Genomic DNA, 16,081 nt, shown 5'->3' on the forward strand with positions numbered 1-16,081 from the left:
ATATGGCAACGGAATATAGTGTACAGGCTTCATTGTCTGCTGTAGATAAGGGCTTTGGTACAGTATTTCAAAAAGCTATTGGACAGGTCAGGGAGTTTTCAGCCAATGTTGGTTCATCACTTGAATCTGCTGGAAAACAAGTACAAGGCTTTGGCAAAACGCTAGGAATTATTGGAACAGCAGTATCCGCTTTTGGTATTTCCTCACTATCATCATTTGGTCAATTTGAAGCGTCTTTGAACAAAGCTGCCGTTACGGCTGGTGGCACATCAAAGGACATCAAGGGTCTGGCAGATGTTGCCAATGAGATGGGTGCCGTCTTACCAATATCAGCTCAGGATGCAGCAGATGCCATGATCCAAATGGCTCAAGCGGGTGCAGATGTTGGAACAATTAAAGAACAGTTCCCAGCTATCGCCCAAGCGGCAACTGCTACCGGTGCAGATCTAACAGACACCGCTACGGTCGTGCAAAATGCGATGAATATTTGGGGTGATTCTGTTAAATATCCGGCCAGAGCTGCAGCTATTCTAACTGATGCTGCCAATCTATCAAATGCGGGTATCGCTGATATGAAACAGGCGCTAGCGACAATCGGTGGCACCGCTAGAAGTGCTGGAATTGGGTTAGAGGACACAACGACTGCAATCGGGTTATTAACAAATCGTGGTTATAGTGCAGCACAGGCTTCACAAGATTTGAACCATGCAATTCTACAGATGATGGCGCCCTCTAAGATTGCTAAAGGGGAAATGACTGAGCTTGGACTATCATTCGTAGATGCACAGGGTAATATGAAACCTCTCCCACAAATCCTAAGTGAAGTTAATCAAGCATTAAATGGACTGGCTCCAGATGAAAAAGTAGCAGCACTCAAGAAATTATTCGGAACAGCTGGGATGGGGGCTATTTTACCTTTACTAGATTCAATTGCTGACAAGTCCGGTAGTACAACAACATCTTGGGATGCTTTCTCACAAAAGCTCCAAGTTGATGCTAAAGACAACGCAACAGCTACAAAGTTCTTATCTGACCAAGCTTCTGAAATGCAAAAAAATACCGGTTCTAAATTAGAACAAGTTGGTGGTAATTGGGAAAGTCTTAGAAATACAGCAATGCAAGCTCAAGAAGGTATCACTGGTGGCATGCTCGATTTAGTTAATAAAACTTTGGAATGGGCAACACAATCTGATAGTGGCATTGCTAAAGTAACACGTGCATTTCTCGGACTAGCGCCCGTCATCGGTCCAGTAGTCGTTGCGATTGGTGGATTTTTGACAGCTGCAGGTAAAATTACAAGTACGATCGGTAGTTTGACAAAGTTAGGTGGTATATTTGGGGCTTTATCAACACCAATAGGTTTAGCTGTTGCAGCAGTTGCTATTTTAGCTGCCGGATTTGCGGCACTATATGCTAGTTCTGAACCCTTTAGAAATGCAGTTCAAACGATTGTAAATGTTGTGGGCAAAAATTTGGGTGCAGCATTTACGACAGCTAGTAATGAATTAAAAACATTCGCGAATTCAATCAAAAACGATCTAGCCGGGAATTTTAATGCTAGTAAGGAAAGTGTCCAATCTTTTGCAGACACGATTAGCGGTGCTTTGAATGATGCAATCATGTTTGTTGTTAAAACGATTGAAACAGTCGTAACTGCTATCATGTCAATGTGGAATGCCTTCAAAGAATCTGGTGGCGCTCAAGCTGCCCTTAATCTAATCAAGAATACGGTTGGGTTACTCAAGGACGCCTTTGATGCTTTGGTTCCAAGTGCCAGCAACTCTGGGAGCGGCGTTAGCAACGCTTTTTCAACAGTGGGCACGGTAATTGGGAATGTGGTCAAGGCCTTATCCAGTTTTGTTCAGGGTATTCGAGACTCTGGTGCAGTTAAAGCGATTATCGATGGCATTAAAGGTGCTTTTGATAATCTGCTAATAATTTTTGATCCGATTATTAAGGCAATTACTAATTTTGTGACGCAATCAAACACTGCTAAACCAACACAGTCGATCTGGTATTCGATTGGAAAGGCTATTGGTAGCATTGCTAAATTTATTGGTCAATTGATTCCATATTTAGCACCACTTGTTGCTGGATTTATGGCTTTCAAAACAACAGTCAAGGTACTTAACACCGTAAAATCTGCTGTGAATGGGGTAGGCAGTGCGTTTAAATTAGTTCAAAGTGCCTTAGCAGCGTTAAAGACCGCTGCATTAAGCAACCCGTTCATTTTAATCATTGCCGCAATCGCTGCTTTAGTTGCTGGTTTGGTTTTGGCTTATAACAAGGTTGGTTGGTTCAGAGATTTTGTTAATTCGATTCCAAAAACGATTCAAAGCGGCTGGAATGCCTTAGTAGAATTCTTTACGACACTTTGGACCAATGTTCAAAACGTTTTTAAAACGGCTTGGGATACCATCAAAGCAATTTTTAGTCCAGTGGTGGATGCTTTAAAAACTGCTTGGCAAGGATTATCTGAATTCTTTACAGCTCTTTGGACTACAATACAACAGGTATTTCAAACAGCTTGGGACGTTATTACAGCTATCTTTGGTCCTGTTATCGACACCATTAAGACAAGCTGGAATGGGATGACCGAATTCTTCACAACACTTTGGACGGGTGTTCAAGGTGTCTTTCAAGCAGCATGGGACTTAATCAAAGCAATTTTTCAACCGATTATTGACTTCTTGAAATCTATTTGGACGCCAATCACAGAGTTCTTTACGACTTTGTGGGATGGTGTTACATCTGTTTTCTCTACGGCTTGGGATATTATCAAGGGGACTTTTCAGGTCGTTGTGGACTTGTTGAAATCTGTTTGGGATACAGTTTCACCATTTTTTACGGCACTGTGGGAAGGTATCAAAACTGTATTTTCAGCTGCGTGGGATGTTATTAAGACGGTTGTTAGTACGGCTTTTGATGCCGTCAAGACAACGATTGAGACCGTTATAGGTGTTATTAAGACGATTTGGGACACTGGCTGGAATGTCATTTCGACAATCCTAAAAACAGTTTGGGACGTTATGAGTACAATCGTTAAAACTGTTTTAGATGTTATTAAAGGTATCATCAAAACTGTAACCGATGCTATCAAAGGCAATTGGAGCGCTGTATGGAATGATATCAAGGGTATCGTTTCAACCGTTTGGAATGGCATCAAGTCCGTTGTTAATACCGTGATCAATGCAGTTAAAGGTATCATCTCTTCGGTTTTAAATGCGATTCAAAGTATCTGGTCTAAGGTATGGAACGGTATTAAAAGTGTTGCCAAATCGATCTGGGACGGAATCAAATCAGTTATTAAAACTGGGTTAGACGCTGTTTCAAACATTGTACAAACTGGTATGAATGCCATTAAACAATTCTTTAGCAGTATTTGGGATAAATTCAAAGGCATTGTCAGCAACGCCTGGGGCGGTATTAAATCAGCTGCGTCCGGTTTACTAAATAATCTTAAGGGGTTATTTGACCCAAGTCTTTTAGTGAACGCTGGTAAAAAAATCATTGAGGGCTTTTTGCGCGGACTTAAGAGTGCTTTTGAAGCTGTTAAAGATTTTGTTGGTGGTATCGGCAAGTGGATTGCTGACCATAAGGGTCCAATCAGTTATGATAAGAAATTATTGATTCCAGCTGGTAATGCCATCATGAATGGCCTGAATAATGGCCTTGTTGATTCATTTGGTGGTGTGATCAAATCAGTTTCTAGTATGTCTGATTCGATTGCACAAGCAGCCGTTCCTAATATTTCAACTGCTGATATTGCTGGAACTTTAGCTGCAGCAAACAAACAATTGAATAGTGGCCTTAGCGCTAATGTCAGTGGTCAAATGATCCTGACCCATCAACCAGCTAATGTAACACTCAATATGGGTGGGCATGAATGGAAAGGCTATGTAGATGATATTTCAGGGACACAAGATTCAAGCATCCAATTACATCGCTATAAGCTATAAAGGAGGGATTCCATGGGTCTATATGATTTTAGAGATTTATCAAAGTTTTTAGGAGATGAGGAGCCTTTCTTACCGGCCGAGGCAATGTTCATTGATAATGTACCTATTGAAGAGCAAATAGATGGCTACCAGACTTTGAATGTTAGTGGACGTGAATTATTAAGCTATGAGCCTAAGACAACTGACATCCCCGCGATGGACGGTAAAATGTTCCAAACTGCCAACTATCCGGAACGGGAAATTAAAGTTGCATATAAATTAAAGGCAAAAGATGATCAGGATTTTCGAACGAAATATGACTATCTAAACTATTTACTATCACAAAAACAATTTTCGTTTTGGTTTAAAGACGATCCTCTATGGAGCTTTGTAGGTATTTTATCTGATGCAGATGCAGTACCGGTTGGGACCAACGAAGTTGCTAGTTCTTTTACAATTTTGTGTACAGACCCATTTAAGCATTGCCGCTATCCGGTTAATACTCAGGGCATAGGCTCGGTCACAACACTAGAGCCTATTTATTTTGCTTCAATTCCAGATATGATCTCGGTAGTGCTCAAATCATCAACAAATCAGGTTCAAATAACTAATGGGGACTTACAGATTGTTTTGAATGGCAAGTTTAATGCAAATGATGTATTAGTTGTGCGTCCAACTGGCGAACAATATATAACCTTAAATGGAAATTATCATCCGGAATTGCTGGACTATGCTAGTGATTTGGAGAATTTTAAGATCAAACATATGGATACCATCAAAGTAACGCCAGCAACGGCACAAATTGAAATTGTAATGCGGAGTGGTCGCCTATGAGAATTTTACTAATGAATCAGAAACAACAGGTTTTTGACATTGTGACCAGCTTGATTGAAGGCTGGGAAACATTGGAGATCAATACTGCTAAACAATTAGATTTAACGATGGCACTGACCAAAAAGAACTTGGCTAATTTACAAAGGGCGGTCTATGTAGGTGTCCCAGTTCGAGTTGGGACTGGTCGTGATTTCCACATCTATGCTATCCAAAGCTTTAAGGCAAGTGACAGTGAGATCACACTCACAGGTATTGAAGAGGCCTACGATGATTTAGATGCGTATGGCTATCTGCCTGAATATCGAATGAAAGACTGGCAGTTCAAAGACGTTGCTGATCGAGTATTCAAGGGAACAAGATGGCAGTTTGGCAATATACCTGATATTCCAAAATCGACCGTTTATGTTTATTACATCTCTCGACTTGAGGGACTGAAAAAATTAGTGAATGCGTTTGGCGTTGAAACTGATTTTGTCTATACGATTCAAAACAACGTGATTACTAAGCGTACGGTCAACTTCTATCAACGATTGGGCAAGGATACCTATAAGCGTTTTGTTTATGGTTCCAATGCTTTATCCATTGCTCGTGAAGAAAGTCGACTGAACATCTATACGGCGGCTGTCGGTATGGGTAAAGGTGAAGAAAAAACTGATGAGGCCGGCAATTCAACTGGTGGCTATGGTCGCAAGATTCGCTTTGATACAGTTTCGTGGTCAAAAGCTAATGGGGACCCTGTTGATAAACCGCTGGGACAAGAATGGGTTGAATATCCAGATTCAACAGCAAAATGGGGCTACTCTGACGGCAAGCCCAGAACGGCTATTTGGACATTTGATGATATCGAAGATCGAACTGAATTATTACGAGCTACTTACGATAAATTGATTGAAAATGCACGTCCACTTGTACAGTTCGTATCTGATATTACTCGGATTGGCGACTTAAGCTTGGGCGATTCAGTAATTATTGTGCGTCATGATATTGGCATCGTGTATAAAGCTCGTGTCTTCAAAATCCATCGCAACCTTTTGGACTACACACAGACAACCGTAGAGATCGGAGACTATCTTGTTAAGTCTCAGGCCGAACGTGAGGACGAGACACAAGATCAAATCGATAATACGAATGACCGTATTGATGAAACGAATAATTACGTAGATGATACCAAAGAGGAAATCGAAAAAAATACTGATCAAAAACTCGATGAGAATTCAAAGAATGACCAACAGTATGCTTTAGATTCGGCAAATGGCCGTTCCAAAAATTATTATGGGGATACTGAGCCTACTGGCGCTATTGAGGGTGATCTTTGGTTCAAAGGTGCTTTGGGTACTGGTGCAGTCACAATGTATAAGTTCATTGATGGCAAATGGGTTGAGATGTTCCCCGAAGGACGCGATGAAGAGCTGAAAGCAGCAATGAAAAAAGCTGATGAAGAGACTGAAAAGATGATTAAAGCTGCTGGGTTCGATAACGCTCAGCAACTTTATTATGCCGTCAATAACAATAAAAATAACATCGTAGACATTCGTGCAAATGTTAATGGCTTACAATCGACGGTCACGAATAACCAAAATAATACTAATAGTAGATTCACACAGCTCTCCAACCTATTTGATATGAAAATTTCAAATACAGAAAACAGCTTATCCAGCCAGATTACTCAAAAAGTCAATAGTATCAAGTTAGAAGTTCGGGGCAGTGGTTCTAACTCTTACTTGTATTTAAATGGATCACAAGTTGAATTAGGCGGTAGTAATATTCATATTAACGGCAATACTTATATTGAAAATGGCGCGATCAATAACGCAGCTATTGCCAACCTTGATGCTGGGAAAATCGTCAGCGGTCAATTAAATAGTATCGATATAACAGGCCAGTCGCGTATTGATCTACGACCATGGAGCGGCGGCCAAGGCACACAAATTTCAGCGGACTATGGTATTTCCACATCCGGTACGCTTGAAGTTTATGGCTGGACGCGAATCCATAATACCGTAGATATTTACGGTACCACGTCCGTAGTAGGCAGCTTTTACTGCGATCGGTTATTTATCAACGGAACAGAATTTAGACCCTAAGGAGCAGACAAGATGAACGAGAATTATATTGAGAATGACATTGTAAGTTACGCGGTTGGTGATCTAAGTGCGCAAATTGGGCAACAATCGATCACGTTGGCTAAGTTCAAACACGATAATGATCGATTGCGTAAAGAAAATGAAGAGCTTAAAAAGAAATTGGAAAATGGAGGGAAGACACATGTTAAAAACGATTAAGACAACAAATTATGAGGGTATCATCACAATTGATGGTGCTGTTGTAGCTAATTTATATTGCACAGTTAATGAAGATGGGTCCAGCACCTATAATAGACGGCTACCAGACCAAGCAACCTATGATGCTCATAAAGAGGAAATTCAAAAAGAAATCACTGAGTTTGAAGCACAAGTCGAAAAAGAGAGGGATAAGTAATGTCATTAGATCAAATCTATTTGGACACTAATAAGAATGCCCCCTTTAACCCGATAAAATTGACAATTCGAGAGGGCGATAAAAGTGAATTATTACCGGTACAACTATCTAAAAACTTCAAAATTCAAGATTTAACATCAGCTAAATTGAGTTTTCAAGCAGATAAACCAGATGGCAAAGTGATCATTGACAATGACTCTAGCCATTTCTCTGACAAAAGCTCATCAGGATTTTTTAACTATCGCTTACCAGATGAATTATATCAATCAGCCGGAGCCATTAAACGGGCTTACTTCACGATTGGCGAACAAGAGAGTACAGCTAATTTTCAAATTAGTATTTTACGAAAAGTAGGTTCACCAGAAGCTTCTGATAACTATATCACTGATGCTGAAAAGATTTTAGATAATATGAAGTCCCAGAATGCAGCTAGTGATGATGTGCTAAAGAACAGTCGTGATAAGTTCAATGAAATAGACCAGGGTTGGAATGAACGTAAGCCTAAACTAGATGATGGTATAAAAAAAGCCAATGATGCAGCAACAAGCGCAAATCAAGCACATGATGGTCTTGAAAAAATCAAGGCCGATACTGTTAAAGCAACTCAGGACGCGAATACCCAGACGGCCCAAGCAAAAGATGCGACTGATAAAGCTAGTGCCGCCGCTACGAATGCTAATACGGCCACGGATAAAGCTAATAGTGCGGCCACTTTAGCAAATACTAATGCTGACAAAGCCAATGCAGCAGCCACTAAAGCTGATACATCTGCTTCAAATGCAGATAAAATCACCAAAGAAACCAAAGATTTCCTAGCCGCTGCACCTACCAATCCTGCTTTCAAGGGTCCTAAGGGTGATAAGGGCGACAAAGGAGATAAAGGTGACACCGGTGAAACTGGGAATGGTATTGAATTAACCGGGCAATTAGCTAAAGTGGAGGACCTACCTAAAACTGGAACAAACGGTGAAGCTTATACTATCAACGGCGATCTATGGTTTTGGGATATTTTAGCCAAAAAATTTGTTAATGGTGGTCCTATTAAGGGTGAAAAAGGTGACAAAGGGGATACTGGCCCTCAGGGATCTAAAGGAGATACTGGCCCAACTGGACCAAAAGGTGACACCGGCCTTCAAGGACCAAAGGGCGATACAGGTGCACAGGGCCCTAAGGGTGATAAAGGCGATGTAGGTCCTAAAGGTGATAAGGGAGACCGTGGTGAAGTTGGTGCTGGAATCAACATCAAAGGTGCAGTCGCGTCAGTAGCAGATTTACCAACATCTGGTCGAACTGATGGCGATACCTATCTTGTTAAAGACAATCAGCTTTATGTATTTGATGCAGGTAGCAAAACATGGACACCAAGTGGAACGTACCCTGATCGGCATAAAACCGTGACTTGGTATAATTACTTACTTCATAGCGATACGATGAGTGATTTTATACCAAATGGTGACGTGCAATCAATTTCTGATCATGAAGTTGTACCCGGACAAAAGTCGCTCAAAAATAATGGCTTATATTGGGGCACACATACACCTTATTTACAAATAAATGAAGGCGATAAAATAGTACTTAGTTATTACGCCGAAACTGATAAGAATTTTAAAGGCATGATTGGAATGTTTGGAAATTATGAAGATCAATGGACAGGACTACAGAGTTGGTTAACCCCTAAGCCTGGAATAAATCGCTATTTTATTTCATGGATAGCTCCCAAAACAACTAAGTATCGTTTTAGAGTTGAGGCAGCATCACCGACGGGCGTTTTCTATTTGGCAGGATATCAGGTGGAAGTTGGTGTCACATCTCCATCACCATATCTCGTCAATACTGGTGTCCCAGATTGGACGAATACCAGTGATGAAATTAAAAAGTACCTTGATACTCACAACATTGCTTATGATGCTGCAGCTACAAAATATCAACTTATGCAGCTGATACCCAATCAAGGTGGTAGCGGTAAGTCTGCATATCAAGAGTGGTTGGATGCTGGTAACAAGGGAACCGCGGCCGATTTTCTTGCGAGTTTGAAGGGAGCTAAAGGGGACGCTGGTCCACAAGGTCCTAAAGGTGACAAAGGCGATACGGGTATAGCTGGTCCAAAGGGTGACACTGGTCAAGTGCCTGATATTTCAAAGCTATTCACTGGATTGCCACAGCTATTTACTGGAGATTTAAATGCTGCAGAACCCGGATTAGTATTAGCAAAAGGCGGTGCCAACTCACCAGCGGATCACGACTTCTATGTGATGACAATGAAAGACATTGCCGGAACGAATATTAAACAAATAGCCTATGATACAACTATTGCCGAAACTTACACACGGATTTTTGACGGTACAACCTGGACCGCCTGGGATAAGACACCGACCAAGGATGATTTAAATCAAATCTTGCAACAAGCAACAACGATGTTTTCTAATGTCTTTAATAAGGCTGCTAATGACACTGAAGCAAAAGCCAATTCTCAAAAGACCCCAGGCGTTGCTTTCTACACTGTGGAGGGATAAAAATTAGTATTTATATCAATAACAATAAAACAAAAGACTTTTTTATAGGTGGCAAAAAATTGAACAGTTTATGGGCAGGTGGTCAGAAAATATTCAGCAAGGCCATTCCTGGTGGGTTGACACAATTACACATTAAATACCCCAACCGAATGTATTTTTTCACAGTTTCAAAAGACGGATATGTGTATATATATGATGATAAACAAATACTGTCTTTATATGATCCAAGAGGTCAAAAAAAATGGAGCAAGAATGTGCCTGGTGATGGTGACTTTTACTGGAGCGGCTCTTCATCTAACTTCTTCACTACAGATGAAAACAATCTAGGATATATATCTTATTATGGGTATTATGATTGTTATGATAAAACGAATGGAAATAGAATTGTCCATAAAAAAATGCCTGCAATTGATACGAGAACAATATTTTTTTCAACTTCCAATAGAAGTGAAGACGGATATATCTATGTTATATCAACGACTAATCCATACGGCGGAATAGATACTATCTTGAAAATGAATAGCAAAGGAGATATAGTATCTCGAATTCATTCGGATATTCTTGTGAGTGAGATTGACTATGATTTTCAAATAAAGAACAACTTGATCACAGTGCAAGGGAAAAAGGGTATTGTAAATGTTTTCTCAATTATCAATGGTAAAAAGATTGGAACAATCACCCCTGAGGGAGCAAATACTTTTGCTGAACAAATGGCCTTAACTAATAAAGGAACAATAATACAGACAGCCAACAGCTGGTCCAAAGGGTATGTTACAGAATACAGCAAAGACGGAAAAGTGTTACAGCACCTAAAACAAGTAGGTAAGAAGGGCGAAATAGTAATGTCCCTATTGGTTGACAATGAAGACAACATTATTGCATGGGTGGATAAAGCCATTGGAAAGTACAATCAAGATTTTAAAAAAATGTGGGAATGGAATGCTGGCATTACAGATTGGGGAAGCCATGCTAACTTTACTACGGATAAAGTAGGAAATATCTATTATTGTGACGATGCTGGGTCAGTGTTTAAAATTTCAGCATAGCGAAGTGAAAAAGAATGGTGAAGCCTTATGGCACTGCGTGTTAAAAGAATAAGTATTGATATTCGCCAAGATTGGGTCAGGTTTCTAGTAGCTGGTATTTCGATTGCGTTGGGTTTTTATATTGTGACTCATGAAAACTACCTGGATAACCGAATTACTCACGCGAATTTAGTTGGTTGGTTAGATGATAAAAACATCGGTATTCTAATTATCATTGTAGGGCTACTAATGATTAGTTCTGTTTTTATCAGATTTGCCTTCTGGCGATTACTAACACTAATGTTGAATGCCTTTGTTTCGGGTGCAATTCTATTCGTGTTCTTTGTCAGGGATCTAGATGGGGCTCACAATATGACTTGGATATACGCTTTGTTCTTCGTCCTCGCAATTTTTGGCATAGCGTTAATGGATACGGGCACAGCGGGGAGGAATAAAGATGAACAGCGCAAAAGACTGGATCGTCGGGATATTGGGGTCGGGCGGAACCGTCGCCATGATAACCGGCTTTTTTCAACTTTATGGAAACAAAATACAAAGCAAGAAAGATAAAAAAATATCCCAGCTGCAATTAAAAGTAACAGAATTAGAACATGAAATTCTTGAAAAAGAACAACATATTACATTTCTGCATGAACAACTGGAATTTTATAAAAACATGTGTAAAAAGGAGTGACAAAGTTGGATCTGATTAAATCTATTGGCATTGGAACATCGCTTGAATTGATCGTAACAGCGCTAATTTGTTGGGGGTTTACCCAACTATTCAAACAAACGTTTGTTAATAACAAATGGGCCCCTTGGTTTAGCGCAGCGGTTGGTGTAGTTGCTGGAATTATAATTTCAGTTTGGCAAAAAGATACAGTGTTTACAGGTGCAATTTTAGGACTGCTTGTTGGTTTTGCGACAAGCGGTCTTTTTAATGGTTTCAAAGCTTTCTTTGGAACGATTGAAAGCAAGACTGATTCAAAAACCAATGAATCTAAGAAAACAGCTGAACCAATTTCACTTGCAACAGACACACAGCCAAAACAAGCGCTAGAACCGAAACCAGTTGAGTTATCAAGCAACACTGAACAAATTGGAGTTCAGCCAATGCCGCTTAGCCAACCAGCTGGCGCTATTGGCCAGCCACACGGAGATGAACGTGATTCTGCAGCAACAGTGAAAGGAGGTAATACGAATGTCAATTCTTGATCGCGTGGATAAAACATTTGCTCTTGGTGATAACGAGGGTGATTCTCGCACAGCAGAAAACTACTATATTGTTTTGCATGAATCGGGCAATCAGTCGGATGTGAATGCTAGTGACCCTGCACGCAATGAAGCGCAGTTCATGAAATCTAACTGGAATGGACAAAAAACAGGTGCAGCAGCCTATGCCACTTATTTCGTCGGTAGTGGTGGCAAAATCTTTCAAATTGGTGAACCTGGATATGTTGCTTGGGCTGCGCTAAATGCGAATCCTTACGCACCTATCCAAATTGAGTTAGCACGTACCAATGACCCGGAAACCTTTAATAAGGACTATGCCACTTATGTTGAACTAGCCCGCTATTGGGCACAAAAATTAGGTATTCCGTTGACCTTAGATGCTGGTGGTCAGGGCACAAAAGGTATTAAGACTCATCAGTGGGTGACAAACAATTATGGTGGTGATCATGTTGACCCACTCACGTACTTCGCGGCGTGGGGCGTCACTAAAGATAAATTGGCACACGATTTAGCTAATGGCCTTGGCATTGAAGAGAGGGGTATTGATGAAGTGAATTATGATGATTTCAATCAGCCACGTAGTCGCAAGATTTTAGGTGTTGCCTATGTAACAAAGTCTGATGGTGCTACATTATATTCTGAGGCAAACCCATGGGATAAAACAGGTCGTGTGTTACCGGTAGGTAGTGCATGGCAGATTTCTAGTGAACATGGTAATTACTGGCAGATTGGCGGCTATGTATCCAAAAATGATGTTGTTGTAAAAACAAACACTGGTATTCAAACGGGCAACTGGGTTGGCATGACTATCAGTATGAATGTTGATACAAATACATTCGACAAACCCGATGAAGATAAACTGGCAATCACAAAAAAAGGTGAGAGTTGGTTGGTGATTGGGCAAAACAAAGACGCTAGTTGGTTCCAGATCGGTAGCAATGTCTGGGTACCAGCTACAAACTGCGATGTGATTCTATAAAATAAGCCTCTTACCTGTAGTCGGGTAGGGGGCTTATTTTTATTGAAAAAATATTAAATGTTTTTCTATTTACAGAATCCTAGTGATGGTCTAAGGATTACGTAGATTACAAAAATTACGGACATTACAGAAAGTAATTATTGAAACCTAAATCTAATTAGTGTAGTCTATAAGAGTAGTCGTCTGAGTGTTAATTGCCTATCGTCTTGCCGTCCTATCGCCTAGGAGGGCTATTTTTTACAAAAAAATAGCCCTCAGTAGTCGCCTGAGGGCATAGTCCACTGTCGCCTATCAGTCGACTTCATGTATTGTATTATTTAGCTTTGGTATTTCAACTAACACCTTCTTTAGATAATGCTCTATTTCTTTATTATAATAATTTACACAAGTGAAACTTACTTATTTAACAGTTATGCAATATTAGAGAAAAGTGGTACAAAATTGGGATACGTCAGTTGTAATACCATGAAATCAATATGTGCAACAATTGAGTGGGAATAGCCTAGAACCATTCCTATCTATTTCAGTCCTGTATCAAGGTACGTTTTTCCTTGATATAGGGCTGTTTTTTTGTGGCTGAAAATGGATAGAAGATGATACAAAATGGTAAAAGTGTGGGATTTCGCGTGGGATTTTTTTATTTAGCTGATTTTCTCCCACGGACATGCCCAAAGTATTGTCAATATTGAACACTAATAATCTCTATTCTTGATTAATTGAAGTAGATATATGAAGAATCATTTATAAATTGTGTTTTATTTATAAATACAACAATAAAAAGGACTGATATATAAATATGGAACTTTTAGTACTTTGTGCAATAATGATTATTTTTTCTGCAATAACTGCGATTTTTTCTGAAAGAAAATCCCGTATTCAAAATTTTGTAAAAACTACTAGTCCTATTCGTGGGTATCTTCTTTGGATTAAAGATGAGTTAATTTATAGTTGGTTTTTTTGGACCAAAAGAAATTTAATAATTCTTTTAACGCTTGTTACTACAGCGTTCATAGGTTTATCAACATATAGACTAAATATGGCTAATAATCAATTGAGATTAAATATCCCAGATTATTTAGCTTTAACGGATAATAAAGTTCAAATTAAAACAAAAGTTGAACAAGGAATGTTAGGCTCAATATATGTAGCAAATGTCAATGCCAAGACAAAAGAAGTTTCTAGTTTTGAAATTGAAAAACCGAAAATAGGTTTCTTTAAAAGAGTTGAGCCAGAAATAACGCTCAATTCATCAACCGAAAGACACTTATTGATCAAGCGTAAAAACAATGGACAGAATTATGTAAGTGGATATATTGTATATGAAGATAAAAGTTCCAATAAATATTTGATCAATTATATTAAAGTTTATTTAGATAAAAAGGGTAAGATTATTAGAGCTCACAACAAAAATACTCCTATAGGAACTGTTATAAGTAATGAACAATTGATAGCAGATGAAAATGTCAAAAGGGCGTTAATTAAATTAGATACAGCTGCAAAAAGTCGTGGATTGATTCCTGTAAAAAGGCCATCAGTTAGAAAAGTAATGCAGGACAGAAATATTATTAAGAAATACTTTGAAAATACCTTTGAATGACTACAGAATAAATATATAAACCATAAATAGATAGCTATTTTAAGTTAAAGACAGTAGTTATTTCAGATTGAAACGTTCTTTTAATTAATATAGTGTATGATTAAATTCAAACCATTCTATAAAGAGGTGGGTTAAACTTGTCTTTTGCTGAAAAAGTATTGCAGTTTTATAGAGATTTAGCGGATTTTTCAATTAAGTTGCCAGATGGTTTCAGTATCATCAATCCTTATAACGGTGCGCAAAAAGCGCTAGTTTTTCAATTGGCTGCTGCTTTTTATCAAACGTATTATAACGACAGTCGACCGCGAAGATTGATACTAGGCAGTTCACCGGCGAGACGCAGCACGGCGATAACGGGGATCCCCTTTGAAGATATGAAGTTCCTGCAAAACGAGACAGGAATTAAAGTTGATAAATTTCAAATCAATCAAGCTTCATCTGGATTTTTGAGTGATGTAATTGGTCGCTTTGGCGGCCGTGATCATTTTTATGCTAATTTCTACATGAACTTTGTTTGTCCACTTGGTTTAACTAGAATAAACTCGAAGGGAAACAGAGTGAACTGTAACTACTATGAAAGCAGAAAAGTACAACATGAGTTATTGCCATTTATCATCGAATCCTTGCGCCAGCAAATTAATTTTGGCATCGATACATCGGTCTGTTATTGCATTGGCAGTGGTGAAAATTATCAGGTATTAACGAAAATTAATGCTACATATCATTTTTTAAATACGATCGTGCCTTTAGAACATCCGCGATTTATTATGCAGTATCATTCTAAAGATAGAGATTATTATCTGGCAAAATATCTTACGGCGTTAAAACAGCCCTAAGCCTATCAATCAAGATAGAATTAGGGCTGTTTTTGTCGTGAATGAACTTTAAATGACATTTTAATATGAAATAGATTAAATATGGCGTATATTAAAATTAAATTATTGGCGCATAAACAAAATAAAGCGGTGAGGCTTATGTTGAAGATTCGGCAAGCACAGCCTAAAGACTACTCTCAAATTGGGCAAGTTTATCTTAAGAGTTGGCAAACTGCCTATCGGACTATTTTACCCGCAAAATTTTTAAATGACCTATCTGCTGATTTGTGGATACCCCGGTTGGCCGTTCCCAAACGCTTAATACTAGTTGCTGAAACGGATCAGGGTATTATCGGCGTGGTAACCGGTGGGAAAAGCAGTGACCAAATGCGGCCAAATTGGGCGGAGTTGATGTCGATCTATCTTTTACCAGACTATTTTCACCAAGGAATTGGGCAAAAGTTGCTTGCTACATTTGAGCGTAAGATCTATGCACAGGGTTATCAACAAATATTTTTGTGGGTATTGGCTAATAATGATTCAGCACGTCGTTTTTACGAAAAATGTGGCTTTCAATTAGCAGCAGACACACATGAATTAGATTTTGCCGGTGAGACTGTTTCAGAAGTGCGCTACTTGAAAAAAATGACTTTGTAACGATAGGGATGG

13 protein-coding genes are annotated in these 16,081 nt (G+C 39.2%); all 13 read left to right on the forward strand.

The features are described from left to right. The first annotated feature begins 2 nt into the window (after positions 1-2). The 13 genes from ACNAN0_RS02530 to ACNAN0_RS02590 all read left to right on the forward strand — a co-directional run bounded on the left by ACNAN0_RS02530 (position 3) and on the right by ACNAN0_RS02590 (position 16,069). Positions 3-3,959 carry a phage tail tape measure protein gene (locus ACNAN0_RS02530; RefSeq protein ID WP_230913630.1) on the forward strand — a complete coding sequence of 1,319 codons (3,957 nt, stop codon included), beginning with the start codon at positions 3-5 and terminating at the stop codon, positions 3,957-3,959. A 12-nt stretch (positions 3,960-3,971) separates the two neighbouring features. Next, positions 3,972-4,772, forward strand: coding sequence for a distal tail protein Dit (locus tag ACNAN0_RS02535; RefSeq protein WP_230913629.1), 801 nt, complete (start codon positions 3,972-3,974; stop codon positions 4,770-4,772). After that, positions 4,769-6,856, forward strand: a complete 2,088-nt coding sequence (locus ACNAN0_RS02540; RefSeq protein ID WP_230913628.1) for a phage tail spike protein — start codon at positions 4,769-4,771, stop codon at positions 6,854-6,856. The genes ACNAN0_RS02535 and ACNAN0_RS02540 overlap by 4 nt, the downstream gene beginning before the upstream one ends. A 12-nt stretch (positions 6,857-6,868) precedes the next feature. Further along, positions 6,869-7,054 carry a hypothetical protein gene (locus ACNAN0_RS02545; RefSeq protein WP_230913627.1) on the forward strand — a complete coding sequence of 62 codons (186 nt, stop codon included), beginning with the start codon at positions 6,869-6,871 and terminating at the stop codon, positions 7,052-7,054. Further along, entirely contained in the window at positions 7,038-7,250 is a 213-nt protein-coding gene (locus tag ACNAN0_RS02550; RefSeq protein WP_230913626.1) for a hypothetical protein, read from the forward strand. The genes ACNAN0_RS02545 and ACNAN0_RS02550 overlap by 17 nt, the downstream gene beginning before the upstream one ends. Beyond that, positions 7,250-9,763, forward strand: coding sequence for a hypothetical protein (locus tag ACNAN0_RS02555; protein WP_269073890.1), 2,514 nt, complete (start codon positions 7,250-7,252; stop codon positions 9,761-9,763). Before ACNAN0_RS02550 ends, ACNAN0_RS02555 begins: the two co-directional genes overlap by 1 nt. A 59-nt stretch (positions 9,764-9,822) precedes the next feature. Further along, a complete protein-coding gene (locus ACNAN0_RS02560; RefSeq protein ID WP_230913625.1) occupies positions 9,823-10,809 on the forward strand; it encodes a hypothetical protein in 987 nt (328 codons plus the stop codon). A 27-nt stretch (positions 10,810-10,836) separates the two neighbouring features. Then, entirely contained in the window at positions 10,837-11,358 is a 522-nt protein-coding gene (locus tag ACNAN0_RS02565; RefSeq protein ID WP_230913624.1) for a hypothetical protein, read from the forward strand. Positions 11,359-11,487: 129 nt separating this feature from the next. Beyond that, positions 11,488-12,003, forward strand: a complete 516-nt coding sequence (locus tag ACNAN0_RS02570) for a hypothetical protein (protein WP_230913623.1) — start codon at positions 11,488-11,490, stop codon at positions 12,001-12,003. Further along, positions 11,990-13,000 carry a peptidoglycan recognition family protein gene (locus tag ACNAN0_RS02575; protein WP_230913622.1) on the forward strand — a complete coding sequence of 337 codons (1,011 nt, stop codon included), beginning with the start codon at positions 11,990-11,992 and terminating at the stop codon, positions 12,998-13,000. The genes ACNAN0_RS02570 and ACNAN0_RS02575 overlap by 14 nt, the downstream gene beginning before the upstream one ends. A 796-nt stretch (positions 13,001-13,796) precedes the next feature. After that, positions 13,797-14,597, forward strand: coding sequence for a hypothetical protein (locus ACNAN0_RS02580; protein ID WP_416353773.1), 801 nt, complete (start codon positions 13,797-13,799; stop codon positions 14,595-14,597). A gap of 137 nt (positions 14,598-14,734) precedes the next feature. After that, a complete protein-coding gene (locus ACNAN0_RS02585) occupies positions 14,735-15,433 on the forward strand; it encodes a uracil-DNA glycosylase family protein (RefSeq protein WP_230913620.1) in 699 nt (232 codons plus the stop codon). 81 nt (positions 15,434-15,514) lie between these two features. After that, positions 15,515-16,069 (forward strand): GNAT family N-acetyltransferase, encoded by a 555-nt coding sequence (locus tag ACNAN0_RS02590; protein ID WP_230913619.1) that lies wholly within the window; start codon positions 15,515-15,517, stop codon positions 16,067-16,069. Positions 16,070-16,081 lie beyond the last annotated feature (12 nt).

It is taken from the genome of Agrilactobacillus fermenti, assembly GCF_047943045.1.
GTDB lineage: Bacteria > Bacillota > Bacilli > Lactobacillales > Lactobacillaceae > Agrilactobacillus > Agrilactobacillus fermenti.

Bases quoted from the DNA above. Each gene is read 5' to 3' on its own strand.
- ACNAN0_RS02530 (WP_230913630.1), top strand. From the start codon at position 3: ATGGCAACGGAATATAGTGTACAGGCTTCATTGTCTGCTGTAGATAAG.
- ACNAN0_RS02535 (WP_230913629.1), top strand. From the start codon at position 3,972: ATGGGTCTATATGATTTTAGAGATTTATCAAAGTTTTTAGGAGATGAG.
- ACNAN0_RS02540 (WP_230913628.1), top strand. From the start codon at position 4,769: ATGAGAATTTTACTAATGAATCAGAAACAACAGGTTTTTGACATTGTG.
- ACNAN0_RS02545 (WP_230913627.1), top strand. From the start codon at position 6,869: ATGAACGAGAATTATATTGAGAATGACATTGTAAGTTACGCGGTTGGT.
- ACNAN0_RS02550 (WP_230913626.1), top strand. From the start codon at position 7,038: ATGTTAAAAACGATTAAGACAACAAATTATGAGGGTATCATCACAATT.
- ACNAN0_RS02555 (WP_269073890.1), top strand. From the start codon at position 7,250: ATGTCATTAGATCAAATCTATTTGGACACTAATAAGAATGCCCCCTTT.
- ACNAN0_RS02565 (WP_230913624.1), top strand. From the start codon at position 10,837: ATGGCACTGCGTGTTAAAAGAATAAGTATTGATATTCGCCAAGATTGG.
- ACNAN0_RS02575 (WP_230913622.1), top strand. From the start codon at position 11,990: ATGTCAATTCTTGATCGCGTGGATAAAACATTTGCTCTTGGTGATAAC.
- ACNAN0_RS02580 (WP_416353773.1), top strand. From the start codon at position 13,797: ATGGAACTTTTAGTACTTTGTGCAATAATGATTATTTTTTCTGCAATA.
- ACNAN0_RS02590 (WP_230913619.1), top strand. From the start codon at position 15,515: ATGGCGTATATTAAAATTAAATTATTGGCGCATAAACAAAATAAAGCG.